The sequence below is a fragment of the Mycoplana sp. ABR4_002 genome (assembly GCF_056159645.1).
Genome location: NZ_JBSWVO010000001.1, coordinates 3,560,674 through 3,585,056, shown reverse-complemented (window position 1 = coordinate 3,585,056; position 24,383 = coordinate 3,560,674). Strand labels below are relative to the sequence as shown.

Genomic DNA, 24,383 nt, shown 5'->3' with positions numbered 1-24,383 from the left:
CCATGACGATGCTCAAAGCTGCCGCAAAGAAGGCGCGGATGGATTTCGAGAAACTCATGCAGGCTAACCTCGATCTGGTGTACGGCGACCACGCGATGCATCGCGGCGATCCGAAGGACCTACGATGAAAACGCGGGGCCTCACGAACCTCAGCGCTCGGCGCGAGGACACGAAGCGATCTCGCAGGCGGTAGCGGACCTTCTGGAGCATCTGCCTCCGGATTTCGGATTCACCGCGGTAAGGCCGGCATCGGGTCACAACGGCGTCGGCCACTTGCAATGGCGGGCACCGATGTCGCGCATGTCGAAGGCGGCCTCATTCGAACCCTGCATGTTTTCCTCGATCAATCTGACACCTGAACTGCGAGAGACGCAGAACGGAGTTGCGCCGGCAGCCAGCTCTCGGACCTCCGTCAACTTAATGGAACAGCTGCAAATGACCGAACATGGTTTTCCCGTGGGACTGGAGATGAACGTCTCCTATCCGAATTTTCAAGTGAGCATGACGCTGCTGTCAACCGCCCAACTGCGGTTCGAGATCAAGGAAGGGCCGTTTGCCCGGACCGAGACCGTCGATATTCAAGTCGTGCCCATCGGCAACAGCATCTTCGCGGTAAGCTGGCAGGAACAAAGCGGCGCGACGGTCACGAATGTTCAGGATTACGATCGGGGCCTGGTATTCTCGTTTGCGACGCTGCCCGACGGCCAGTTCTTGCGAATGACGGGGACGATGGCGGTCACTCGGCCCGCGGATCGCACCTGCGATGATCGTCCTCAGCGCAACAAGGCGCTGGTTCTCGAAGCGATGACCTCGCTGTTCCAGCGTCATGATGCATCGGCCGTGGAACGGCTTTACGCTCCGGACTACATCCAGCACAATCCCAACATGCCCCAAGGCAGAGACGCGTTGCGGGCAATCGTCGCCGAACTGCCCGAGCATGTCCACTACGAGCCCGGCCTGATCGTCGCAGGCGATGATCTTGTGGCGATTCACGGCCGCATCCGCGGCTGGGCGGACGAACCGCAAATTGCAATCGATGTCTTTCGGATTGAGGAGGGCAAACTGGCCGAGCATTGGGACGTACTTCAGAGCGAGGTGGCTGCTACGGCGGCCGACAGCGGGATCTCGATGTTCGACCCCGAGGAAGCAAAACCTCGATGGCGAACGTAGAGGGACATGAAGCACTTCCGGTCATGCACCTCGGTGGGCCCTTGACCCTTCAGCGAAGGCGGGCGTGAGCGCGGCGCCGCGAACGTCCCGTTTAGGATTGGCTGCTTCTATCTCCCCGCGACCGTTGAGGCGCGTGCAGTCATGGCCGTCTCGGCACCGCGCTGCAGTACCCTGTGGCGCAGGTCAGGTGTGTGCAGGCGCGTTCAACAGGTCTTGATGGCGGTCTGCAGAGCAATGCCCAGCCTGTCGAGGTCGGCCTTCGTGAAGTTCTTCCCTCGGATGATCATCCGCGAATAAAGGGAGGTAAAGAGAAGATCGAGCGCCAGTTCCCTGTCGAGATCCGCGCGCAGTTCGTTCCGGGCGACGGCGCGATCCAGCAACCGATGTCCGAACTGTCGTCGTGCCTGGGCAATGCCATCCAGCATCGCTGACAATTCGTTCGATCGCAAACGTTCGGCAACCAGATCGGGGATTATGCGGCGGACCAGAGGATGGCGCAGGACCGCGCGTGTCGCTCGAAGGTATTCTCTGATGTCCGCCTGCAGCGAGCCTTGGTCTGTGGCACCCAACCGCATAACTTCGACACTTCGTATCGCTTCACACGCGAACTGCAGCTTCGATGGCCAGCGCCGGTATATAGCCGCCTTGCCTGCACCCGCCCGTGCCGCCACGCGCTCCAGGCTTACTGCCGTATATCCGCTGTTTGCCCACTCCTCAAAAAATGCTCTGAACAACGCCATGGTCAGTTCGGGCCGCATGACCGCCGCCCCACTTGGTTTCCGTCTTCTTATGAGGTCGATACTCTTGCGTTCCATCCAAAAGTTCTCCACTGTGGATCGAACTGTAGCGATTCAACCTATGCGTGAGAAGTGATTGAGGCGAGCCTCGACGGTTATTTCTGTTTGAGTTCGGGAACCTGAGACGAAGATTGCGGCAGTGCCTTATACAAAGCGCCAGAGGTAGGGGCGTCCAACAGCCGATCCGCGCGGCGCGATTCAGGCCACCGACCAGGAGTGGGAGGGCTCCGACAAGCATAGGAAACACAGCATGACCGTTCCTGCCTACAATTCTTTTGCTCAATGGTACAGCAACGGTCACCTTGCGCACTATGTTCGCACGATGAAGTCCGCAGGTGGCATCATACATCTGCTGGAGGCGTCTCAACCGGCCGGAGACATGTCCGACCCCGCCGTCCCGGATCTCGTCCTGTATCAAGACCTGCGTGGCGGCAGCCGCGTCAGCGGCGATATGGGAGGCGGGCGCTTCGATGTGAGAAGCGAAAATGGCAGCTTTTTTCTCTCCGCTCCGCGGTTCGCAAACACGGTTCTTGTCGACGATGCCCATGAGCTTCGCAGCTTGTCGTTTCCATTGGCGCAGTGGCAGCCTGTTCTGGATGAAGCCGCCGATGGGCGATTTTCTCTGGACTATCAGAAACTGTGTATGGGGTCGTTCGCCTCGCCAACCATCCGGTCGGCGGTCCGGAATCTGTGGGCCTTGTGCGATGAGGAGGGCGCGCCCTCGCGCCTGCTGGCGCAGGCCGCAGGCTGCGAGATACTGGCCGAATTGTGCCGGCTGGGCGGCGCACCTTTCACTCCAGCAAAGGGCGGACTTGCCCCCTGGGCGGAACGGCGCTGCCTGGAGCTGCTGCGGGAGCGGCTTTCGGAAGACATCAGCCTCGACGAACTGGCGGCCGAAGCACAACTGTCTGCTTTTCATTTCGCACGCATGTTCAAGCAGAGCGTCGGCGTGCCACCGCGAGTCTATCTGACACGGCTGAGAATGGAGAAAGCCTGCGAACTCCTTGCGCAGACGGACCTCCCGGTCACGGAGATCGCGCAGGAGGTGGGGTATTCGTCGAACCAGGTGCTTGCCCGTGTATTCATCAAGCATCTACGCATGAGCCCGTCCGACTATCGCCGGGCCACTAGCGATCCGGTTCGCTCTTCAATCCGGCTCCGCGCGCGTCCGGCTCTGAAGGGGCGGCAATGACTATCCATGCCCATTCGTCATTCGCCCAATGGCACGGCAAAGGTCAACATGCATCCTACTTGCGCACGTTGAAATCCCCGGGCGCAATTCTCGACCTTCTTGAGGTCCAGCGACCAGCCGGGGACATGTCCCGCCCGGCCCTGCCGGACATCGTCCTGATGGAGGACATGCTTGGCTGTAGTCGTGTCAGGGGAGACCTGGGAGGAGGCCGCTTCGATATGGCGACGGTGAAAGGCACCCTCGCCATCGCCGCGCCAAACTTCGCGACCACGGTAATCAATGAAGAAAGCCATCGCCTCCGCAGCCTGGTGTTTCCTATGGCGCAATGGCAAGGCGTGCTTGACGAAGCTTCCGACGGCCGATTCTCGTTCGACAGTTCCTGCATCTACGGCCGAGTGTTCGACTCGCCGGCCATCCGGTCGGCGCTGCGAAACCTGTGGGTTCTCTGCAACGACGAGGGTGTACCTTCGCGGTTGCTGGCGCGGGCCGCCGGTTTGGAAATTCTGGCCGAGCTGTGTCGGTTAGGCGGGGCACCGTTCGCTCCGGCAAGGGGCGGCCTTGCCCCGTGGGCACAGCGGCGCTGTCTGGAACTGATGCGGGCGCGGCTTTCGGAAGATATCAGCCTCGATGAACTGGCCGCGGAGGCGCGGCTCTCACCTTTTCATTTCGCGCGCATGTTCAAGCAGAGCGTCGGCGAGCCGCCACGGCTGTACCTGACCCGCCTGAGAATGGAGAAAGCCTGCGAACTCCTTGAGACGACGGACCTTCCGGTCACAGAGATCGCGCAGGAGGTGGGATACTCGTCGAACCAGGCGTTGGCCCGGGTGTTCATCAAGCATCGGCACATGAGCCCGACCGACTATCGTCGGGCGGTTTGCGATCCGGAGCGTTCTATCGCGTGGCGGTGACTTTCAATGGCGGCGCCAGCTTGCTCAAGCCTACCGGCATGGCGCCGATACTTTCTGCGGCTAACCCATTGGCGTTGCCAAGAAGCCAGTGCTCGAACCTCGCGTCTGCAACTTCCGGCAGAGCTGGAGGCCGAGCACATACGATCCGTGCGAGAAGTCCTGGCTTGTGCAGAGCGGAGTAGGCGCGAGGAGAGTTCCGCCTTCCGGCAGGTCGAACGTGTCGCCATGCCATTGAAGCGGAACCGCGCGCAGCACAGCGAGAGGATTGGGCGGCGCGGACGCATCCGACAGATCGAGCGCTGACCACGCGATCGCCCTGGCCGGCAACTCTGATCTTTCCTCAGAGTTGATGCGTCGAGATGGTTCTCGCGCCGCGACGGCCGGCCAAGTCAGGCACGGATGAAGGCCAGCATATCCGGGTTCACCACATCCGGATCCGTAGCGAACAGGCCGTGAGAGAGCCCGGGATAGGTTATCAGCGTGCCGTCTCTGACGTGCTTGATCGCCTTATAGGCCGAGTTTTCGATCGGCACGATCTGATCGTCCTCGCCGTGGATGATCAGCACAGGAACGGTGATTGCCTTCAAGTCCTCCGTGAAGTCGGTTTCCGAAAAAACTTCGATGCAGTCATGGTGCGCCTTGGCGCCACCGCTCATGCCCTGGCGCCACCAATTCTCGATCAGGCCCTGGCTGACCTTCGCACCCTCGCGATTGAAGCCGTAGAAGGGTCCACCTGGCAGATCGAGATAGAACTGCGCGCGGTTTGTCTCCAGGGCGGAACGCAACCCGTCGAAAACCTCCATGGGAACGCCGCCCGGGTTCGCTCCGGACTGGACCATCACCGGCGGGATCGCGGCGATCAGAATCGCCTTCGCCACTCGGCCACGCTCGGCGCGGGCCGCATAGCGGGTGACTTCGCCGCCGCCTGTCGAATGGCCTATGTGCACGGCGTCGCGTAGATCGAGCGCCTTGGCGATCTCCGCCACGTCCGCGGCGTAGGTATCCATGTCGTTGCCGGTGGCGGTCTGGTCGGATCGACCATGGCCGCGTCGATCGTGCGCGATTACACGGTAACCCTCGGACAGGAAGAACAGCATCTGGTTGTCCCAGTCATCGGCGCTGAGCGGCCAGCCATGGTGAAACATGAGGGGCTGCGCGTCTCGCGGTCCCCAATCCTTGTAGAAGAGATTGGTCCCGTCGGATGTTTTGATGGTTGCCATTGCATATCTCCTTCGAGTTTGGTTCGGCTGCTTTTCCAGGTAGCGCAGCCCGCATTGGCGATAACGGCCTGCGCGATTTCGAAAAGCTTCCATTGGACAGGAGCGCACGACTGTTTCTCGAAAGACATCCTAGCCAACGGCAGATCACCTCGCGGCGCAGAAGCTGCCGTAGACATGCCAATCTTGCGGATCAAATGCAGCTCTGGAAGCTCCTGCTTCGCCGCAACTGCCGGTCGGTGACCTATGTGTAGTTCACAAAGGTCTCGGCAGATGGGAGACAAGTGGCGGCTTATCGCCAACAAGGAAGGCGTTTGTCGTTTCCTGATCGAGCCGGGTACGCGTTACGCGCCCGTCCTGACGCAGGTGCTCGACTCAGTCTTCGACGAGCCGATGCCGTTTTTGCCTCCCTCGCAGGGGCGCCTCGAAGCTGCCGAGATCCTTGAAGCCGACATGGCGAATGGCCTGCAGGTTACGCCGGGTCATGATGACGCTTCCAGGATCGATGCAGGCGTAGAGAGCCTTGTGGCCAGAATGTGTTCGAGATCCTTCAGCGCCGCGGCGGCCGTGGCGAGCGGCTCCTTGCCTGATCCGATCGCCAGCGTTTCGCCCATCGCGTCTGTGGTGATGCGGATTGCCTTGTCCTTGCCCCGGACATGCGCCAGAGGATCGGTGAGGGGATATGTTCTGATACCGACGCTGGCGTGGAAGGTGCCATCGGTGCAAGTCAGGCTGCCAACGAGCTTGGGGCTGAGATCTCGCGCTCGCCACGCATCGACACGCTCTTTCGTAACCGATTGGATGCCCTCGACGGACAGATCGTCCAACGTCAGGTCTGCGCCGAGACCGAAATTGGCGAGGATAAGGAGCTTGCAGGCGGTGTCCCAGCCTTCAGTATCGTTGCGAGGATCGGCTTCGGTGAACCCGCCTCGCTGCGCCTCCCGCAGGGCTGTATCGAAGCCAAGCCCCTTCGTCGTCATTGAGTCGAGGAGGTAGTTCGTGGTGGCGTTCAAAATGCCCTCGATCTCGAGCACCTCACAACCCTTTAGGCTATGGTCGAGGAGATCGATGGTCGGCAGGGCCGCCGCGGCCGCGCCACTGAACTTCAGAATCGCACCGGAGCCTTTGGCGAGCTCGCGCAACAGTCTTCCGCTATGGACCAGCGCACCCTTCGATATGACGATCGTGTCGTGTCCCGCCGACAGGGCTGAGCGGATGTAGGCAAGGCCAGGTCCGCCAGTGCGAAAATCGCTTGGTCCGGCCTCGATCAGAATGTCGGCGCCGCTCGCGGCTAAGAAGTCCGGTCCCGACAGTCCCGGCTCAAGCGTGCCCAGGCGCTCCGCTTCGAGTCCGCGGGCGTCGACCAGTCCATCGCGTGATCCACACACGGCTACAAGACGGACATCCGCTCCGTAGACCTGACGATAGCGACTGCGCCGAGACAAAAGGAGACTGGCTGTGGCACGTCCCACACCTCCAAAACCTGCAATGGCAATATTGACGTTCTGCATGGGCGAACCTTTCATTTCTATTCGGACAGCGTCTGATCGTCCTACCCGGATTGCACATTCCGACTTCCCACCTGAGAACGGGCGATGAGGTCCACCATGCCTGCATTTTCTGATGGGTCTGTCATGAGCGCCTCGCTGTCGCCTTGAGGCGGGGCGACCGGATCGTGGCCGCACCCTCGTGTTATCGCAACAATTGTGACCAGGGCGGCGCGGACCGCCCTCTGCGCTTCGGTTCAGGCCTTGCCGGGCCTGTTGATCGTGAGGAAGTGGCGAACGACAGGTCTCGCCGTGCCCGAATGATAGGCCAGTACCTTGCCCTGCAAGTCGGCGTCGGCATGGGAGACGCGCTTGTGTTGGCGTAGGTGTTCCGCCCAGGATTCCACCATGAACCATTCGACGATCTTTCGCGGATCGGCGGAATCCTCTGTTACACCCCATCCATAGGCGCCATCGCGGCGGCGCTCCTGGGACAGGTCGTCCAGCGCATGCAGGAATGCAGACCTGTGATGCTTTTCGACATTGTATTCGATCAGGATGAGAACCGGACCTCGGTCATGAGCGACCGGTTCAGCGACAAGGGGCTCCGGCCAATGGTTGGACGGTGCCAGATCAGTATCGCCAGCGGGTAGCTTCAGGCGATGCATGGCGCCCCCTGCGACGAGCAAACCCACGGCGCCGATCAGCAGCGTACCCGATACGCCTGCAACTTCGCCGATGGCGCCCCAGGTGAGGCTTCCGGCCGTCATCGCCCCGTTGAACACGGTGAGGTACACCGCAAGCGAACGCCCTCTGACCCAGTTTGGGAGAATCGATTGCGCCACGCCGTTGAGGGTGGTCAATGCCGTGATCCAGGCGGCGCCGAGGGCGAGAAGCGCAATGACGGCGGCCCATTGCGGCGGAGCGAGGGAGAGAGTGGCTATGACGGCGGCAGATACCACGGCGGTTCCAAGAAGCAGGCCGTCGGCATCGAGATGCTTGCGCAACCGCGGCATGATCAGCGCCCCGCCGATGGCGCCGGCGCCGACTGCGCCCAGCAGGATCCCGTAAAATCCGGCATCACCGCCGAGCAGGTTCCTGGCAACAAGCGGCAGCAACGCCCATACCGAACTCGAGAACGCAAAGAAGACCGCAGCCCGCAGCAGGACGACATGAAGCTCGCGGCTCGCCTTGGCATAGCGCAAACCGGCTCGAAACGCGCCGAAGAAGCGCTCTGACAGGGCGTCGTCAGTATTCGGAGCACGCCTCCACCAAAGCAGCGCGGCGATGACGAATGCGTAGCTGATCACATCCGCACCGTAGGTGAGGGCTGCCCCGAACCAGGCGAGCAATACACCGCCGATCGCGGGGCCAATCGCTCGCGCGATATTGATGCCGAGCGAATTCAGGGCTACGGCGCCTTTCACCTCGTGTTTGGGTACAAGTTCCGGAACGATCGCCTGCCATGTCGGCGCCATGAGGGCGGCGCCTATGCCGCCGACGAACGTCAGGGCAATGAGCGAGCTGATCGATTGCAGCCCGCTGGCAGACAGCAGCAGCAGCGTCGTGCTGACACCGGCGAGCATGAGTTGGATGACGATCAGCAGCTTTCTTCGGTCGAGGATATCCGACAGCACGCCCGCAGGGATCGCCAGAAGAAAGATCGGCAGCGTCGCCGCGGCCTGTACCATGGAAACGGCGGCCGGTGAGGCGGAAAGATCCGCGACCAGCCATGAACTGGCGACATCGCGGATGAAACTTCCGGTATTGCCGATGATGGTGGCAACCCACAGCACGGCGAAGACGCTGTGGCGCAGCGGCGCAAAGCCACTCGTCGAAGGGGCGGGCGAGTCGCTCATAAAACCCCTGCCTTGGCCGGACTGCTGTGTTCACGGAGATCGTGCCAGGCAACGACAACGAAGGCGCCGGCAAGGCCGAGATGCTCGAAGAAGGCATTCGTCGCCATCATTCTCTCCTGGCCGACTGGCAATTCCCAGAAACGCAGCGCCAGAAAGGTGGCCAGGACAGTGAATGCGGCAAGCGCGAGCGCCGCTATCCAGCGGAAGCGGCCCGTGAGGACGAGGGCCGACATCGACAGTTCGAAGATGATGACGACGACCGCGAAGACCGGTGCCGGCGACAGCCCGAAATGGTTCATCTCGGCGACAGCGCCATTGAAATCGAGGATTTTTGTGAGAGGCCCCTGGATATAGGCCGAGCAGAGCGCCAGCAGGGCGATGACGTACAGCCCGCGAGACGTCAGAAGTGGCTGGACCCATGCGGCAAGACGGCGTTCCATGGATATCGATGTCATCGATTTTTCTCCTTCAGACGGCCCAGCACGCGCAGCCCAGCGCCCCGAAGAAGCCCTTGAGATCGGAGATCGGCAGCTTCGATGCCCAGGCACCGGCGTGGTCGTGTCCATGGATGTTGCAGTTGTTGGCGCAGCCGCATGTCGAGAGTGCCGTGCGACGAAGCGAGCGGGCGCCTGCGCCCTCCGGCTCACCCCAGGCGGCATAGCCACCGAAGGTGCGCACCGGCGACCAGTCGGGCATGGCGGGCGGCACGTCGTTTTCGTTCAACGGCTCGAACGTGCCGGCACCGTAGACGATCTTGCCGCCCACCATCGTGAGTTCCGATGTCAGGAAGGAGATCTCGTCCTCGGCGCAGGCGAAATAGTCCTTGTCCGGTACGATGAGGTCGGCAAACATGCCCTTCTCGATCCGGCCCTTTTTTCCCTCCTCGTTGGAAAACCAGGTGACGTTCTCCGTCCACATCCTCAGCGCCGTCTCGCGGTCCAGGCAGTTGCGTTCGGGATAAATGCGCATGCCGCCGACGGTCCGGCCCGTCACCATCCAGGAGAGCGAAACCCAGGGATTGTATGAGGCAACGCGAGTCGCGTCGGTGCCGGCCGAGACATGGACGCCTTTCTCCAGCATCTTTGCGATCGGCGGAGTGGCTTCCGCCGCACCGATGCCGTATCGCTCCACGAAGTACTCGCCCTGATAAGCCATGCGATGCTGGACGGCGATGCCGCCGCCGAGTGCGGCAATCCGGTCGATCGACTGGTCGGAAATCGTCTCCGCATGGTCGAAGAACCAGTTCAAGCCTTCAAGCGGAATATCCTGGTTGACCTTCTCGAAGACGTCCAGCGCCCGGCTGATGGTCTCGTCATAAGTTGCATGCAGGCGCCATGGCCAACGGTTCTCCGCCAGAATGCGCACGACGCCTTCGAGATCGCCTTCCATTTCCGGCGGCATGTCCGGTCGCGGTTCCCGGAAATCCTCGAAGTCGGCAGCAGAGAAGACCAGCATCTCGCCGGCCCCGTTGTGGCGGAAATAATCCGTGCCCTGCTTGTATTTGACCGACTTTGTCCAGTTGAGGAAGTCCTCCTTTTCCTCCTTCGGTTTCTGGGTGAAAAGGTTGTAGGCCAGCCTCACCGTCATGTGGCCGTCGTCGGCGAGCTTCTGGATGACGGCATAGTCGTCGGGATAGTTCTGGTACCCGCCGCCGGCATCGATCACGCCTGTCACGCCGAGACGGTTCAGTTCGCGCATGAAATGGCGCGTCGAATTGACCTGGTAGTCAAAGGGCAGCTTCGGTCCCTTGGCCAGGGTTGCATAGAGAATGCCGGCGTTGGGTTTGGCAAGCAGCATGCCGGTCGGATTGCCGCTGGCGTCGCGCATGATCTCGCCGCCCGGCGGGTTCGGCGTATCCTTGGTGTAGCCGACCGCTCTCAGCGCTGCCGCGTTCAGCAGTGCCCGGTCGTAGAGATGGAGAAGGAAGACCGGCGTGTCGGGCGCCACGGCATTGATCTCTTCGAGGGTGGGCAGCCGCTTTTCGGCGAACTGGTGTTCGGTGAAGCCGCCGACCGCACGCACCCATTGCGGCGGCGGGGTGATCGCCACCTGCCGTTTGAGCATGTCCATCGCATCGGCAAGCGAGCGCACGCCGTCCCAGCGCAATTCCATGTTGAAATTGAGCCCGCCCCGGACAACGTGGGTATGGTTGTCGATCAGGCCCGGGAGAACGCGTTTGCCCTTGAGGTCGATGATCTTCGTGTCGGGGCCGGCGAGCGCCATCACTTCCTGATCGTCGCCGACGGCGAGGAACAGCCCATCCTTGATGGCGATCGCAGAGGCATTCGGGTTGCCTCGATCGAGTGTCGTGATCAGGCCGTGATGCAGGATGACATCGGCGGTCATGGAGGAATCTCCTGTGGAGGTTGCAGGCGCAGCGGCGCGCGCCGGAGCGAGCGACGCCGGCAGTACGAGGCTCGACGCGGCTCCGAGAAAGGTTCGGCGGGTTGGCATCATCCGACCTTTCTGTCCGTGTTGGTGCCGTCGGCTGGCTGCCTCTGCGCAGTGCCTGCCGGCAACTCGCCGAAGACGTGCGGCACGCAATGGCTATTGAACCACGACACGTTGACGGGCGCGCCGGACATCAGGCGCTTGACAAGCGGAACGGCCTGTTCGCCGAGGAGAATGCCAAGCAGCCCGACGAGTGCGATGACCGGCGGAGCGGGGGACCGGACGTTGAGCAGGCTGTAGACAATACCGACCAGCAAACCGGCGCCGATCGACATGAGATAGAGCTTCATCGGATCAACCTCGCTGAGATGGGGATGCCGCTCCGATTGGGGTTTGTCGGAGCGGCGCCATTGGACCTACCTGGCTGGGTTCGGTCCGATGCGCTTGCCGTGCGTGACGCGCTCGCCGGCCTTGTGGACCATGGTGTAGGCATAATCGATGCCCATGCCGTAGGCGCCTGAATACTCCTTCACCAGGGAGGTCACAGCATCATAGGTTTCCTTGCGTGCCCAGTCGCGCTGCCATTCGAGCAGGACCTGCTGCCAGGTCACCGGAATGACGCCGGCCTGAACCATGCGGTCCATCGCGTACTTGTGGGCGTCCGAGGACGTGCCTCCGGAGGCATCGGCTACCATGTAGATCTCGTAGTCGGCGACATCGTGGAGCGCCGAAAGCGCGAAGGTGTTGTTGCAGACTTCCGTCCACAGCCCGGAGACAACGATCTTCTTGCGGCCGTTGGCAGCGTTGCTGGCCAGCGCGTCGCGCACGTTCTGATCATCCCAGGAGTTCATCGACGTGCGTTCGAGAATGTCGTTCTCCGGGAAGACCGCGAGCAACTCTGGATAAGTGTGCCCCGAGAAGGATTCCGTTTCGACGGTGGTGATCGTCGTCGGGATACCGAAAATCTTCGCGGCCTTGGCAAGGCCGACGACGTTGTTCTTGAGCGTCTGGCGGTCAATCGACTGAACGCCGAAAGCCATCTGCGGCTGCTGGTCGATGAAGATCAACTGGCTGTTGGCAGGGGTCAGGACTTCGAGCTTGGACATTTGATATTCTCCTCTTCGGGGTGATTGGGGTTCTTGAAAACGGCCGGATTCCTCTCGGAACTTGCTATCAGCAAGCGCCGGTCTCTCGTATCCGTGCAGAACAGCGTCATCGTCGGCGAGTCGCGTCATGTCGAGGGCACAACAGGTCGCTCCTGCACTTCGAACAGCTTCCCAAGATTGTCGGCGTGTTGGGCCATATCCTTGACATCCCGAGTTTGATGCAATCCGAGGCCTGTCCAGTTGAGGGATAAGCTGGCGCTGGTAGGTTTGATACTAGTGGTGATTTGTGCGCGGAGCGACACCGGATCTGCCGTCGGGGTGCCGATCTTGCGGGTTCTTAATCCGCTGCATGGGATCAGCACTGCGAACCTCCTCAACAAGCGGGCAAGAGCGCGCCCGGGCAGACATGAGGCAGCAAAGAGCGTTCTGTCGCAAACTTTTCGGTGGTTTTGCCACCGGTTTCGGGCTGCCGACAAGTTCTGCCCCTTGATTTCATGTTGGCCACTGCGATGAGGCCGCGGTGAGCACTTTCTTGGCCCGCTTGGTCACGCTGACGCTATGACATGATGTGACGAAACCGGGCAGCGTGAACGTACTGCCGGCGTGGACGGTCCAAATGTCGGCGTCGTGATGGCGAAGCTTCGTAACGATATTCGCCCTGTGCTCCGTGTCGCGCGAGCGGCGATCGACGGTGCAAGGGGGAACATCGATGCGTTCGCGCGCCACATGCGCGAGAGGCTGCTGGATGCTGGGGCGCTGGTTTCGCCAGTTGCAGCGCCGGAACAGATCGCCACCAGCTTCCAACGGTGTTTCTCGGCAACCGACTTGCCGAGTTCGATCTGCGTTTCGGTCCTGTTCTCCGGCACGCTGGGCATGCGCCGCGCGCAGGGCAGCCGCAATCACGGTTTTCAGCACGGCGGTTCCGGGGTAGTCTCACGTGGCCCACTGGGGCAGGAGGGGCGGCGATGCGGACGGTTCGGTTCCCGATCTGGGTGGGTGCACTTCTGCTCGGCGCGGTGCCTGCCGCCGCCGAGGGTGATCTCTCCGGGCGCTGGACCGGGAGCTATCGCTGCGACCGGCAAGCCGAGGCCACGATGGTGCTCGAGTTCTCGACGGGAGGCGGCCCACTGAAGGAGGGGACGCTGAGCTTCGAGGTCGGCGGTTCGAAGGGTAGCTACGCCGTCACCGGGCGGATGCTCAGTCCCGTGAATTTTCGCATCGTGCCGAAGGGTTGGATCGAGCAGCCGGCCGGCGCCGTCGCGCTGGGGCTGAGTGGAAGCCTCGACCGCGACGGACAGGCGATGGACGGTAAGCTGCAGGGCTGCCGGCGCGGCAGTTTCCGCGCGGCGCGCGCGGGCGGAGCGGCCGCCGCGACCGCACCTGCTGATCGCGGCCCGCAGGGCGACGCGACCCCGCGCGTGGCCTTCGGCGGCGCCATCGGCGGCGCTTTGGGTGGCGCCACCTCGGCCGAGGCACAGTGCCGGGCGCTGGCCGCCTGGTACGCGCCGGTCGCCGCGCCCGGCGCCTTCGACGGACTGCCGGCGCACAAGATCAAGGAGAAGATCGCGCCGATCTTCACCGACGCAGCCTTCGTTCCGGTCTTCGGCGTGCCGCTGGCGCTGCTCGACCAGCGCGAAGGGCGGGCGGTGGCCGAGTTCCTGCGCCGGACCTGCTATGGCAGCTTCGGCATGGAGCCCCTGCGCAACGTCTTCGTCGACGTCTTCCGCTCGCCGATCCATGCCCGCGACATCCTTGCGCTGCAGGAACGCGCGGCCGAGGCCGACCGATGGACCGAGGCCACCCGCGGCGAACTGGCGGCAATTCGCGCCGCGGGACATAAGGCGCTGGGCCGGCTCAGGACGGTGGAGAACGATATAAGGCGAATGGCCTCGCGCGTGCCGTCCGAGACGGCGGCGGATCTGGCCGCTGAAGTGGCCGCGCTAGGCGCCGCGCTCGAGGCCGCGGCGCGGCAGGCCGAGGCCGACGCGCTGATCGCCCGGCTCGACGCGGTGGGGAACGACTTCGACCATCTCGGCACCGCGCTCAGGGTCGCGGACAAGGCGGTGGCATCCGGCATGTCGCGCGACCAGATCTACCGCGTGGTCGACGCAGCGCGGAGCAAGGCGGCCGATATCCTCGGCCCGAAACGGCGCGCCGCCGCGGCGCTGGCCACGGACCTGCCGGCGACGCTCGACGGGTTGATCCTGGCCCGTACCGTGCTCAATCCTCTGGAAGAGTACAGAGCGGCGATGGAGCGCAGCTTCGGCTCGCTCGATCCCGACGGGGAACTGCGGCCGCTCTACGAACGGCTGCGACAGATCGAGGGTGACGAGGCGGTTCTCGCCGAACTGCGCATCGCGCTTCATGCGGCGGCACGCGCGAACGACGGGCAGGCCGCCGTCGACCGACTTGCCGCGCAGGTTCTCGGCCCTGATTTCGCGACACGGAACCATGAGATCGCCGGAATGGTTGCCGATGCAAACGACATGGCCGAAGTCGCCGCCGTCGCCGTCGAGGACCGCTCGACGGGCGGCGACCCGGCCGAACCCTCGGCCGCGGAAATCGCCGCCTTCGCCATGCAGCGCGTGAGGGAGGCCAATGCGCAGATGGAGGCGGCCGAGCGGGCCTGCCTCGGCGAGCCTGTCGCCAATCCCGTGCAGGCGCTAGGCTGTCTGACCAACCCCGCGACCCTGACTGGCCAGCCAGGCCCAAGGGCGCGGTTGCTAAAGGTCACCAAGATCGGCTGCGAGACCGAGGCTGCGGGGCGGCAGTATCTGTGCACATTCGTGCAGGAGATCCGCATCGACGCTGCCGGCTCCATTGATTGGGGGGCGCTGACGCAACAGATGTCGAGCGGCGAAGCGGTCGACGCGCACTTCATCCGCGCCGCTGACGGCGGCTGGAGCATCCTGACTGGCGACCTGCGCTGACGCGCGCGGCTCTACGTGCTCCGGGGGAAGTGAACCTTGGAACGCGAGCGGCCGCCTACCGCTGCCTGACGAGGTGACGGCCAGCGAACAGATGACGACAAACGAGCCTGGCAGGTTTGTCGCGGTTGGCGACGCCGGCGTCAGCCAGGCACCGTATGCCCGGGGCCGGCTGGCGCTGCCCGGAGAGCCACTTCCTCGTTACCTGAGCCGCCTTCTCGTCTCAGGCTCCAGCCGCGCAGTTACACGCGTCGGACGGATACTCGAAGGCGCCGCAGGCGCGCTTGCCCGGCCGATGAGTTTTTGGTGCGGATTGCTCTCTATCTAGCTGTAATTTAAAAACTATCGAAATCTTCGATCGGGCGAAGAAAACGTTTTGTTTCCAATCCCGAGCCGTGTCCGCCCATATTCGCTGCAACGAATTTGGAGCACGCAATCACCGTGAAAACACATCATCAGAACCGACTGGCCGCAGACATCGGCGGTACCTTTACCGACGTCGTCCTCGAGACCCCGTCCCGGCGATATACGACGAAGGTTCCGACCGACATCGAGAACCCTGAGAAGGGCATCCTCGCGGGCGTTGCCGTCGTCCTGGGGCAGGCCAAGATGCGCGCTGCCGACGTTGATGTCTTCGTCCATGGAACGACACTGGCGACCAACGCGCTGATCGAGCGCAAGGGCGTCAAGACCGCCTTGATCACGACCGATGGCTTTCGGGACAGCCTCGAGATCGCATACGAGAGCCGGTTCGACCAGTTCGACCTCTTGATCGACAAGCCCCAGCAACTCATCCCCCGCGACCTTCGCTTCCCGGTGGTCGAGCGGATGGACGTCAAGGGGCGGGTTCTGTTGCCGCTCGATCGTGAAGCGGTGGCAGCGCTGGTGCCGGAACTGTCACGCCTGGGCATCGAAGCGATCGCGGTCGGGTTTCTCCACTCCTATGCCAACCCCGCGCATGAGCAGGCGGTCCGCGAGATCCTGGTGGCGGAGGGCTGCACCGCGGAAATCACGCTTTCCAGCGAGGTCTGCCCCGAGGTCCGGGAATACGAGCGCCTGATGACCACGGCCTGCAACGCCTATGTGCAGCCGATCATGGCTCGATATCTGCGGGCGCTGGAGTCATCGCTGAAGGAAAGCGGATTTGCTTGCCCGCTGTTCCTGATGACCTCCGGCGGCGGGATGACGACGCTGGAATCGGCGATCCGATTTCCGATCCGTCTGGTTGAATCGGGCCCGAGCGGCGGTGCGGTTCTGGCCAGCAAGATTGCCGAAAGCCTTGGCGAGCAAAGGGTCGTCTCCTTCGACATGGGGGGCACGACGGCCAAGATCTGCCTGATCGAGGACTACCAGCCCCAGACGGCGCGCAATTTCGAGATTGCCCGCGCCGCCCGTTTCCAGAAGGGCAGCGGCATGCCGGTCCGCATCCCCGTGGTGGAAATGATCGAGATCGGCGCGGGCGGCGGGTCGATCGCGCAGGTCGATCGCATGCGACGGCTGGCCGTCGGACCGGAAAGCGCGGGGTCGGTGCCGGGTGCCGCCTGCTACGCCAAGGGCGGTACGCGGGCGACGGTCACCGACGCCAACGTCCTGCTGGGCCGCATCGATCCCGATACCTTCGCCGAAGGAACGATGAAGCTGGATGTGATCGCCGCGGAACAAGCGGTCGGCAGCGATGTCGGCGCGCCGCTGTCGGTCGAGGTTCCGGAAGCCGCGTTCGGCATCATCGAGATGGTCGAGGAGAACATGGCCAATGCTGCCCGAATCCACTCGGTCGAGCATGGCAGCGACCTGTCGAAGTTCTCGATGATCGCTTTTGGCGGCGGCGGTCCGCTGCATGCGGTGCGGCTGGCGGAAAAGCTCGGCATCGGGCGGGTCATCGTTCCGCCGAATTCCGGCGTTGGCTCGGCCGTGGGTTTTCTCTGGGCGCCGATTTCATACGAAGTGGTGCAGAGCCGGTACATGACGCTTGCGCATTTCGACGCCGAGGACGCCAACCGCGTCATGACCCAGATTGGGAGCGAAGCGCGCGCAATCGTCTCGAGCGGCGATCCTCAGGCCGAACTCGTCGAGACGCGAACCGCCTATATGCGGTACGTCGGACAGGGCCATGAGATCCAGGTCCCGGTCCCGTCGCGGCGGCTCGAGGCAGCCGATGCCGCGGTCATCCAGGCCGCTTACGAGGAAGGCTACAGTCAGCTCTATGGTCGCACGATCCCCGAACGCGACATAGAGATTCTGTCCTGGTCAATCGTGGTCTCGACGGCAACCGAGGCGCCTCCCAGCGTGTCCGGCGAGGCTTCCGCTCACGCGGCGACGGCCCAGTCGTCGCGGCGCGTGTTCCAGCCCAGCCAGCGCAAGCACGCGGACGTGCCCGTCTACTGGCGCCCCGACCTGGCCGCGGGCGCAATTTTCCGGGGGCCGGCGGTGGTGGCCGAACCACAGACGACCACTTTCGTGACCGCGGCCTTTTCCGGACGCATCGACGCAAACGCCAACCTGATCCTGGAAAGGGCATGATCGTGGCTCGCAACGTACTTAGCGAAATTGAAAAGCAGATTCTCTGGAACCGTCTGATCGCCATCGTCGAGGAACAGGCCCAGACGTTGATGCGGACGGCGTTCAACCCGATCGTGCGCGAATCCGGCGACCTGTCAGCAGGTCTGTTCGACCTCAAGGGCCGGATGATCGCACAGGCTGTCACCGGCACGCCGGGGCATGTCAACACGATGGCAGAGTCGGTCCGATACTTTCTCGACAAATACCGACCCGAGGACATGCATCCCGATGACATCTACCTGACCAACGACCCTTGGAAGGCCGCGGGGCACCTGAACGACTTCATGCTGGTGCGGCCCTGTTTCCACAACGGGGTGCTGGTGGGCTACACGTCGTGCACCAGCCATCTCGCTGACCTCGGTGGCCTGGGGTTCGGTCCGGACGGCACCGACGTGCTGGATGAGGGGCTGTTCGTGCCGATCTTCAAGCTGGTCGATGCCGGCAGGTTGGACCAGACCTTCATGACCATCCTGAAGGCCAACAGCCGCGTGCCGATCGAGGTCGAGGGCGATACCTACGCGCTGATGGCCTGCGTCGAGTGCGGCAGCCGGCGGACCTCCGAATGCATGGCCGACATCGGCATCGACACGCTGGAGGACATTGCCGACTATATCATCGATACCTCGCGCGAACGTACGCGAGAGCTGGTTCGGGCCCTGCCCGAAGGCGTCTACCGCAACGCCATGCGGGTGGACGGCTACGACGAGCCGTTGGACCTTGTGGCGACGATGACGATCGCCGACGGCACGATCGTCGTGGATTACGCGGGGTCTTCGGGTTTGTCGCGCAAGGGCATCAACTGCCCGCTCAATTATGCCAGCGCCTATTCCTGCTTCGCGCTGAAATGCGCGATCGCACCGGACATTCCCAACAACGAGGGCTCCCTCGCACCGCTGCGGATCACCGCGCCCGAGAACACCATCGTCAATGCCCAATACCCCGTTCCGGTGGCCATGCGCCATGTGGTCGGGCAACTGCTGCCGGATCTGGTGTTCGGTTGCCTGCATTTCGCCGTGCCCGGCCTGGTCCCAGCGGAAGGCGCGTGCTGCCTTTGGGATCTGCCGCTGCGCGGAGGCTACTCGGTGGAAAAGGGCCTTGGGAAAACCAAGTTCGCCACCGAGCTGGTGCACAACGGCGGCACCGGGGCTCGGCCGTCGAAGGACGGGCTTTCCGCGACCGCGTTCCCGAGCGGCGTCATGGGGTCGCTGGTCGAGATCACCGAAAGCGTCTCGCCGCTGATCATCTGGCGCCGCGAATTCCGGCCGGACTCCGGCGGGGCCGGCAAGTATCGCGGCGGCTTCGGCCAGGTGCTTGAGCTTTCGAGCAGCGAGGACGCGCCCATCTCCCTGTTTGCGGCGCTGGATCGCATCCACCATCCGCCGCGCGGGCGCGAGGGCGGCGCCAACGGCGCGGCCGGGATCCTGGCGTTGTCGGGCGGCACGACGCTGAAGCCGAAGGGCGAGCAGGTCATTCCCGCCGGCGAGCGACTGATCGTTCTGACGCCGGGCGGGGCCGGCTACGGCGACCCGTTGGAACGCGACCCGGCAGCGGTTCAGCGCGACGTGGAAGCCGGGCTGGTCAGCCACGAATGCGCAGAGGTCGATTATGGCTTGCGGTTCTTCGAGGACGGCTCGTTCGCCGCCTGCGGATTCCGCGCAAATCCGGTGGCAGCACAATGAGCAGAACTCTCCGCACCGAGACCCTGACCGCGACAGCCCTTGGCTGGGTCGATCGCGAGACCGATGCGATGGCCGCTCCGTTGCGGCCATCGACCTCCTTCCTGCGCGATCCGGACGAGCTGGACCGCGCCGGACGCTTGTTCACCCGGGACGACAATCCGACCTACCTTCAGCCCGAAGCGCTGATCAACCGGCTAGAGGGGGGCATAGGCTGCCTCTTGTTCTCCAGCGGAATGGCGGCGATGACGTCGGTCTTTCACCGCCTCCGTCCCGGCGACCATGTGATCCTGCCGGTGCGGGTCTATTCGGGCCTGCGCGACTGGCTCAACAAGCATGGCCGGCGGTGGGGGATCGAAGTCAGCTATCTGCCCGACTACGACCGCACTTCGGTCTCCGCTGCACTGCGGCCGGGCACGACCAAACTGGTGTGGCTTGAAACGCCGAGCAATCCGACCTGGGTCGTCTCCGACATCGCCGCGATCTCGGAAGCTGCGCACGCCTGCGGCGCCCTCGTGGCAATCGACAACACCGTTTCCACCCCGATCCTGACGCGGCCGATCGAACACGGCGCCGACATCGTGCTGCATTCCTGCAGCAAGTACATGAACGGCCACGGCGACCTCATTGCCGGCGCGGCTGTCGTCGCTCCCGGCCGCGAAAACGTGCTCGGCGACCTTCTGAAACTGCGCAACGAATATGGCGGCGTCCTTGGCTCGTTCGAGGCCTGGCTGCTGCTGAGGGGCATGCGTACCCTTTCGCTGCGGGTGAGGACGGCGTCGGACAGCGCGCTGCGGATCGCGGAACACCTCGCACAGCATCCAGGCGTGGCGGAGGTGCTGTACCCCGGCCTGCCGAGCCACCCCCAACACCAGATCGCAACCCGGCAGATGACCGGCGGATTTGGCGGCATGCTTTCGTTCCGCATGAAGGGCGGCGAAGCCGCCGCCCAGCGGGTCGCCGGCGGGGTCGAAGTGATACGGCAGGCCATTTCCTTCGGCAGCACCGAGACGGTGATCGAGCACCGGGCGGGTATGGAGGGACCCGACTCTCCAACCCCGCGCGACCTGCTTCGCCTGTCGGTCGGCCTTGAGAACCTGGAGGACCTGATCGCCGACCTGAACCAGGCACTCGACACAACGGGAGAGGACGAATGACCAAGGTGCTGGCTGACGTCGGCGAAAAGATCGCCTTTGCCCCCCGCACGACCCGGATCGGCTTGATCGTTCCCGCGTCGAATACCAATGTCGAGCCGGACTGCATGCTCCTTGCGCCGGCCGGGGTGACGATCCATTCCGAACGGAGTGGCGGCTACGATCCGGAGGCCGTTCCCGATTCGGGAGAAATGCGCCGGTTCGTCCGGCAGTCCATGGACGGGCACGTGCGCAACCTCCTGGATGCGCGCGTCAGCCTGATCGCCTATGGCTGCACGTCCGCGACCCTGTCGGATGGACCAGAGTTTGATCGGCAGTTCCGCGAAGACCTCGAAAGGTGGGCGGGTTGTCCGGCCATCACCACGGCCGGGGCGCTCATCGACGCGATCCGAAGCGTCGGCGCCCGAAAGGTTGCATTCACCTCCCCCTATGTTCGCGCGTTGAGCAGGGAGTCGGTCGATTTCATCCAGGAATGTGGGATCGAGGTTGTCAGCGAGGTTGCGTTCGACCGTGAACTGACCAGCTTCGAGCAGAATGCGCTGACGCCCCAGGACGCCTACGACATGGCCCTGCGGGCCGACCATGGCGATGCACAGGCGATCGTCATCTCGTGCACGGACTACAGGGCCCTGGAGGCGGTTCCGGCGATCGAGGCGCGGCTCGGCAAGCCCGTCATCACCAGCAACCAGGCGCTCATGTTCGCCTGCCTGCGCCGGCTCCGGCTCGAGACCCGAGCGATCGGCGCCGGCGGCAGGCTCTTCACGCGCGAAGGGCTGCCGCAATGAAGCCAGTCGAGGTTGTGCCGCAGAATGATCTGCAACTGCCACCGCCGCCCGCCGCGGCGGCACAGTACCTGCCATGGCTCGTGGACGGCGACATCGCCTACGTCGCCGGGCAGACGCCGAAAGACGGCAGCGTCCTGCGCTATCGCGGAAAAGTGGGGCTCGATCTATCGACCGGGGAGGGCAAGGAGGCGGCCCGCCTTTGCGCATTGCGCCTTCTCTCGGCGCTACGGGCGGCGGCCGGAAGCCTGGACGAGGTCGCGCGGATCACGCGCCTGACGGTGTTCGTCAACGCGGCGGGCGATTTTTCGGATCACTCCGCCGTGGCCGATGGCGCCTCCGACCTCATCGTTCAGGCTCTCGGGGATCGCGGGCGCCATGTCCGATCGGCCGTCGGCGTCGCCAGCCTGCCGGGCAATGCCGCCGTCGAGGTCGAAATGACCGCGCGGCTCCGCTCGCCGGCGCCGGCAATGCACCGGGGAGAATAGGACCGGGTGCCGTCGCTTTCTCACCCACGCTCGAACTAATCAATGAAAGGGGAAATGAAGATGAAACGCATTCTCGGTAGCCGTCACGAACTCTCGCTTGGTCGGCGCGACTTCCTGAAGCAGAGCGCGGCCGTCGGACTGGCCGCGGCATTCGGCGCCAGCGCGCTCGGCAGCAGCGCGTTCGCGCAGACCCCCAAGCCCGGCGGCAAGCTGGTCATCGGCGTGACGGGCAGCGCAACGGACCGGCTGGATCCGGCCACGTGGGCCGGGCACGCGTCCCCGACCTTCGGCAAGACCTGGGGCGAGACACTGGTCGAGCCGCACCCCGTCGACAAGTCGGCCGTCCCGGTTCTCGCGACTTCCTGGGAGAGCGACAGCGAGGCGAGGGTTTGGACGTTCCATCTGCGGCAAGGCGTCTCGTTCCACAACGGCCAGCCGATGACATCGGATGACGTGGTGAAGACGCTCAAGCGCCATGCCGACGAGAAGAGCCAGTCGGCGGCGCTCGGCGTGCTGCGTGACATCGCCAGCATCGAGGCTGACGGTCCCGACCGCGTCGTTGTCACGCTCAAGGGCGGGAATGTCGACCTGCCGTTGCTGCTGTCGGATTATCATCTCATCATCCAGCCCGGCGGCGGCATCGACAATCCCGATGCGGGTATCGGCACCGGGCCGTACCGGGTCGTCAAGGCCGAGCCCGGCGTGCAGTATCTCAGCGAAAAGGTGCAAGGCCACTGGCGCAGCGATGTCGGCCATGTCGACGCGATCGAATTGCTGATCATCAATGACAACGCGGCCCGGGTCTCGGCCCTGCGGTCGAAGCGTGTTCACATGATCAACCAGGTGGATCCCAAGACGGCGCGCCTGATCGACGGGGTCAAGGGGCTTTCGGTGCAGAGCGCGCAGGGCGGCGGTCACTACGTGTTCGCCATGCAGACCGACGTTCCGCCCTTCGACAACAACGATCTGCGAATGGCGCTGAAGCACGCGATCGATCGCCAGGAATTGGTCGAGCGCATCCTGCAGGGCTACGGCTCGGTCGGGAACGACTTCCCGATCAACTCCTCCTATCCCTTCGCACCCGAAAGCATCGCGCAACGGACATACGATCCCGAGCTTGCGCGCTCCTACTACGAAAAGTCGGGGCACAGCGGACCGATCGTGCTCAATGTGTCCGATGTCGCGTTCGCGGGCGCTGTCGATGCGGCCGTCCTGTTTCAGGCTTCCGCCGCCAGGGCCGGCATCACCATCGAGGTCAAGCGTGTCCCTTCGGACGGCTACTGGAGCGATGTCTGGGCCAAGACGCCGTTCTTCGCCTCCTATTGGTCGACTCGGCCGGTGCAGGACCACATCTACTCCACCGCCTACATGTCCGGCGTGGACTGGAACGAAACCAACTGGATTCGCCCGCAGTTCGACCAGTTGGTGGTCGACGCCCGAACCGAGCAGGACGGGGACCGGCGCAAGCAGATGTTCCACGATATGGCGGTGATGGTGCGTGACGATGGTGGTGTGATCCTGCCGATGTTCAACGACTACATCGACGCGATCTCCGACGATGTCCAAGGCTATCAAAAGGACAGTTCGGGTTCTCTGTCGAACTACTTCGCGCCGATCCGCTGCTGGTTGGCCTAGGCGACAGTCCGGCTCTTTCCCGAAAGGGAAGGAGCCTCACCCCATGGAAGTGACCAAGAAATGCATCATGTCGGCAGATATCCTCTGACCGCTCTCGTCTCGCAGCGCGTCGCAATCAGCCTTGCACTGCTCCTGGCGATGTCGGTCCTAATCTTCGCGGGCACGGAGCTGCTGCCCGGCGATGTTGCGGAGAGCGTGCTGGGACAGTCAGCAACGCCCGAGGCGCTCGCCAACATGCGCCAGCAGCTCGGGCTCGATCGACCTGCCACCGCGCGCTACCTGGAATGGCTCGCCGGCCTGCTGCAGGGCGACCTCGGCATTTCCCTGTCAGGGCGGCAGGATATTGCCGAGATAATCTCCGGGCGGCTGGGCAACACGCTTCTGTTGGCCGCGATGGCCGCACTGGTCTCGGTGCCGCTGGCGATCCTGCTCGGGCTGATTGCCGTTCTCTATCGCGGCGGCTGGGTCGACAAGCTGATTTCCATTTTGACGCTGTCGGCGATCTCCTTGCCGGAGTATTTCATCGGCTACACCTTGATCATGGTGTTTTCGATCACCCTGGGCGCCCTCCCATCGGACGCGATCGTCTATGACGGCATGACCATCGGCGCCAGGCTCATGTCCATGGTGCTGCCGTGTGCGACCCTGTCGCTCGTCGTGCTCGCGCACATGATGCGCATGACCCGCGCGGCGCTGATCGGGGTCATCTCGAGCCCCTACGTCGAAACGGCCGAGCTCAAGGGGCTGGGTCCGTTCCGAATTCTCACCCGCCACGTGCTGCCGAACGCGATCTCTCCGGTCATCACGGTGGTCGTCCTGAACATGGCCTACCTGGTCGTGGGCGTCGTCGTGGTCGAGGTGGTCTTCGTCTATCCGGGGCTGGGCCAGCTTCTGGTGGATCATGTCAGCAAGCGCGACGTGCCCGTGGTGCAGGCCATCGGGCTGACGTTCGCGGCGACGTACATTGTCCTCAACCTGCTTGCGGACATCCTCGCCATGACGACCAATCCACGTCTTCGGCATCCGAAGTGATCC

At 63.6% G+C, this 24,383-nt stretch carries 21 protein-coding genes; 12 read left to right on the top strand and 9 right to left on the bottom strand.

What is annotated here, in order from left to right; genetic code table 11:
• Nucleotides 1-2 precede the first annotated feature (2 nt).
• Together ACXAGF_RS16990 and ACXAGF_RS16985 are read left to right on the top strand one after the other, a co-directional pair.
• On the top strand, nucleotides 3-128 hold the full coding sequence (locus tag ACXAGF_RS16990) for a hypothetical protein (RefSeq protein ID WP_475018556.1): 126 nt from the start codon (nucleotides 3-5) through the stop codon (nucleotides 126-128).
• A 202-nt stretch (nucleotides 129-330) separates the two neighbouring features.
• Nucleotides 331-1,170, top strand: coding sequence for a nuclear transport factor 2 family protein (locus tag ACXAGF_RS16985; protein ID WP_475018555.1), 840 nt, complete (start codon nucleotides 331-333; stop codon nucleotides 1,168-1,170).
• Between the two features lie 203 nt (nucleotides 1,171-1,373).
• Here ACXAGF_RS16985 and ACXAGF_RS16980 read toward each other — a convergent pair whose 3' ends face one another.
• Nucleotides 1,374-1,985 (bottom strand): TetR-like C-terminal domain-containing protein, encoded by a 612-nt coding sequence (locus ACXAGF_RS16980; RefSeq protein WP_475018554.1) that lies wholly within the window; start codon nucleotides 1,983-1,985, stop codon nucleotides 1,374-1,376.
• A gap of 232 nt (nucleotides 1,986-2,217) precedes the next feature.
• On the opposite strand from ACXAGF_RS16980, the gene ACXAGF_RS16975 reads away from it, so the two are divergent.
• Complete coding sequence (locus tag ACXAGF_RS16975) at nucleotides 2,218-3,159, top strand: helix-turn-helix domain-containing protein (protein WP_475018553.1); 942 nt, start codon at nucleotides 2,218-2,220, stop codon at nucleotides 3,157-3,159.
• A complete protein-coding gene (locus ACXAGF_RS16970) occupies nucleotides 3,156-4,067 on the top strand; it encodes a helix-turn-helix domain-containing protein (protein WP_475018552.1) in 912 nt (303 codons plus the stop codon). Before ACXAGF_RS16975 ends, ACXAGF_RS16970 begins: the two co-directional genes overlap by 4 nt.
• Before the next feature lie 389 nt (nucleotides 4,068-4,456).
• On the opposite strand, the gene ACXAGF_RS16965 is transcribed toward ACXAGF_RS16970, so the two are convergent.
• From ACXAGF_RS16965 to ACXAGF_RS16930, 8 genes are all read right to left on the bottom strand, one after another.
• Complete coding sequence (locus tag ACXAGF_RS16965) at nucleotides 4,457-5,287, bottom strand: alpha/beta fold hydrolase (protein WP_475018551.1); 831 nt, start codon at nucleotides 5,285-5,287, stop codon at nucleotides 4,457-4,459.
• Nucleotides 5,288-5,766: 479 nt separating this feature from the next.
• Nucleotides 5,767-6,795, bottom strand: a complete 1,029-nt coding sequence (locus ACXAGF_RS16960) for a homoserine dehydrogenase (protein WP_475018550.1) — start codon at nucleotides 6,793-6,795, stop codon at nucleotides 5,767-5,769.
• A 233-nt stretch (nucleotides 6,796-7,028) separates the two neighbouring features.
• Nucleotides 7,029-8,630, bottom strand: coding sequence for an MFS transporter (locus ACXAGF_RS16955; RefSeq protein WP_475018549.1), 1,602 nt, complete (start codon nucleotides 8,628-8,630; stop codon nucleotides 7,029-7,031).
• Nucleotides 8,627-9,085 (bottom strand): DoxX family protein, encoded by a 459-nt coding sequence (locus tag ACXAGF_RS16950; protein ID WP_475018548.1) that lies wholly within the window; start codon nucleotides 9,083-9,085, stop codon nucleotides 8,627-8,629. Before ACXAGF_RS16950 ends, ACXAGF_RS16955 begins: the two co-directional genes overlap by 4 nt.
• Nucleotides 9,086-9,098: 13 nt before the next feature.
• The gene (locus ACXAGF_RS16945; RefSeq protein WP_475019332.1) at nucleotides 9,099-11,084 is read right to left on the bottom strand and encodes an amidohydrolase; all 1,986 of its coding nucleotides are present in this window, start codon (nucleotides 11,082-11,084) and stop codon (nucleotides 9,099-9,101) included.
• Nucleotides 11,084-11,371, bottom strand: a complete 288-nt coding sequence (locus ACXAGF_RS16940) for a XapX domain-containing protein (protein ID WP_475018547.1) — start codon at nucleotides 11,369-11,371, stop codon at nucleotides 11,084-11,086. The genes ACXAGF_RS16945 and ACXAGF_RS16940 overlap by 1 nt, the downstream gene beginning before the upstream one ends.
• Nucleotides 11,372-11,437: 66 nt before the next feature.
• Nucleotides 11,438-12,127 (bottom strand): hydrolase, encoded by a 690-nt coding sequence (locus ACXAGF_RS16935; RefSeq protein ID WP_475018546.1) that lies wholly within the window; start codon nucleotides 12,125-12,127, stop codon nucleotides 11,438-11,440.
• Between the two features lie 492 nt (nucleotides 12,128-12,619).
• Nucleotides 12,620-13,042, bottom strand: coding sequence for a hypothetical protein (locus ACXAGF_RS16930; protein WP_475018545.1), 423 nt, complete (start codon nucleotides 13,040-13,042; stop codon nucleotides 12,620-12,622).
• A 50-nt stretch (nucleotides 13,043-13,092) separates the two neighbouring features.
• Here ACXAGF_RS16930 and ACXAGF_RS16925 point away from each other — a divergent pair, with 50 nt between their 5' ends.
• From ACXAGF_RS16925 to ACXAGF_RS16890, 8 genes are all read left to right on the top strand, one after another.
• Entirely contained in the window at nucleotides 13,093-15,057 is a 1,965-nt protein-coding gene (locus tag ACXAGF_RS16925; protein ID WP_475018544.1) for a hypothetical protein, read from the top strand.
• A gap of 438 nt (nucleotides 15,058-15,495) precedes the next feature.
• On the top strand, nucleotides 15,496-17,574 hold the full coding sequence (locus ACXAGF_RS16920; protein WP_475018543.1) for a hydantoinase/oxoprolinase family protein: 2,079 nt from the start codon (nucleotides 15,496-15,498) through the stop codon (nucleotides 17,572-17,574).
• Nucleotides 17,571-19,292 (top strand): hydantoinase B/oxoprolinase family protein, encoded by a 1,722-nt coding sequence (locus ACXAGF_RS16915; protein ID WP_475018542.1) that lies wholly within the window; start codon nucleotides 17,571-17,573, stop codon nucleotides 19,290-19,292. The genes ACXAGF_RS16920 and ACXAGF_RS16915 overlap by 4 nt, the downstream gene beginning before the upstream one ends.
• Entirely contained in the window at nucleotides 19,289-20,446 is a 1,158-nt protein-coding gene (locus ACXAGF_RS16910) for a trans-sulfuration enzyme family protein (RefSeq protein ID WP_475018541.1), read from the top strand. The genes ACXAGF_RS16915 and ACXAGF_RS16910 overlap by 4 nt, the downstream gene beginning before the upstream one ends.
• Complete coding sequence (locus ACXAGF_RS16905; protein WP_475018540.1) at nucleotides 20,443-21,228, top strand: maleate cis-trans isomerase family protein; 786 nt, start codon at nucleotides 20,443-20,445, stop codon at nucleotides 21,226-21,228. Before ACXAGF_RS16910 ends, ACXAGF_RS16905 begins: the two co-directional genes overlap by 4 nt.
• Nucleotides 21,225-21,713: a RidA family protein gene (locus tag ACXAGF_RS16900; protein ID WP_475018539.1), complete on the top strand. Its 489-nt coding sequence runs from the start codon at nucleotides 21,225-21,227 to the stop codon at nucleotides 21,711-21,713. Before ACXAGF_RS16905 ends, ACXAGF_RS16900 begins: the two co-directional genes overlap by 4 nt.
• Before the next feature lie 60 nt (nucleotides 21,714-21,773).
• Nucleotides 21,774-23,348 (top strand): ABC transporter substrate-binding protein, encoded by a 1,575-nt coding sequence (locus tag ACXAGF_RS16895; protein WP_475018538.1) that lies wholly within the window; start codon nucleotides 21,774-21,776, stop codon nucleotides 23,346-23,348.
• 60 nt (nucleotides 23,349-23,408) lie between these two features.
• A complete protein-coding gene (locus ACXAGF_RS16890) occupies nucleotides 23,409-24,380 on the top strand; it encodes an ABC transporter permease (protein WP_475018537.1) in 972 nt (323 codons plus the stop codon).
• Nucleotides 24,381-24,383: the final 3 nt, after the last annotated feature.

Excerpts from the sequence above, each read along its gene's own strand:
- ACXAGF_RS16990 (WP_475018556.1), top strand. The coding sequence starts at position 3 with ATGACGATGCTCAAAGCTGCCGCAAAGAAGGCGCGGATGGATTTCGAG.
- ACXAGF_RS16985 (WP_475018555.1), top strand. The coding sequence starts at position 331 with ATGTTTTCCTCGATCAATCTGACACCTGAACTGCGAGAGACGCAGAAC.
- ACXAGF_RS16980 (WP_475018554.1), bottom strand. The coding sequence starts at position 1,985 with ATGGAACGCAAGAGTATCGACCTCATAAGAAGACGGAAACCAAGTGGG.
- ACXAGF_RS16975 (WP_475018553.1), top strand. The coding sequence starts at position 2,218 with ATGACCGTTCCTGCCTACAATTCTTTTGCTCAATGGTACAGCAACGGT.
- ACXAGF_RS16970 (WP_475018552.1), top strand. The coding sequence starts at position 3,156 with ATGACTATCCATGCCCATTCGTCATTCGCCCAATGGCACGGCAAAGGT.
- ACXAGF_RS16965 (WP_475018551.1), bottom strand. The coding sequence starts at position 5,287 with ATGGCAACCATCAAAACATCCGACGGGACCAATCTCTTCTACAAGGAT.
- ACXAGF_RS16960 (WP_475018550.1), bottom strand. The coding sequence starts at position 6,795 with ATGCAGAACGTCAATATTGCCATTGCAGGTTTTGGAGGTGTGGGACGT.
- ACXAGF_RS16955 (WP_475018549.1), bottom strand. The coding sequence starts at position 8,630 with ATGAGCGACTCGCCCGCCCCTTCGACGAGTGGCTTTGCGCCGCTGCGC.
- ACXAGF_RS16950 (WP_475018548.1), bottom strand. The coding sequence starts at position 9,085 with ATGACATCGATATCCATGGAACGCCGTCTTGCCGCATGGGTCCAGCCA.
- ACXAGF_RS16945 (WP_475019332.1), bottom strand. The coding sequence starts at position 11,084 with ATGCCAACCCGCCGAACCTTTCTCGGAGCCGCGTCGAGCCTCGTACTG.
- ACXAGF_RS16940 (WP_475018547.1), bottom strand. The coding sequence starts at position 11,371 with ATGAAGCTCTATCTCATGTCGATCGGCGCCGGTTTGCTGGTCGGTATT.
- ACXAGF_RS16935 (WP_475018546.1), bottom strand. The coding sequence starts at position 12,127 with ATGTCCAAGCTCGAAGTCCTGACCCCTGCCAACAGCCAGTTGATCTTC.
- ACXAGF_RS16925 (WP_475018544.1), top strand. The coding sequence starts at position 13,093 with ATGCGGACGGTTCGGTTCCCGATCTGGGTGGGTGCACTTCTGCTCGGC.
- ACXAGF_RS16915 (WP_475018542.1), top strand. The coding sequence starts at position 17,571 with ATGATCGTGGCTCGCAACGTACTTAGCGAAATTGAAAAGCAGATTCTC.
- ACXAGF_RS16910 (WP_475018541.1), top strand. The coding sequence starts at position 19,289 with ATGAGCAGAACTCTCCGCACCGAGACCCTGACCGCGACAGCCCTTGGC.
- ACXAGF_RS16905 (WP_475018540.1), top strand. The coding sequence starts at position 20,443 with ATGACCAAGGTGCTGGCTGACGTCGGCGAAAAGATCGCCTTTGCCCCC.
- ACXAGF_RS16900 (WP_475018539.1), top strand. The coding sequence starts at position 21,225 with ATGAAGCCAGTCGAGGTTGTGCCGCAGAATGATCTGCAACTGCCACCG.
- ACXAGF_RS16895 (WP_475018538.1), top strand. The coding sequence starts at position 21,774 with ATGAAACGCATTCTCGGTAGCCGTCACGAACTCTCGCTTGGTCGGCGC.
- ACXAGF_RS16890 (WP_475018537.1), top strand. The coding sequence starts at position 23,409 with ATGCATCATGTCGGCAGATATCCTCTGACCGCTCTCGTCTCGCAGCGC.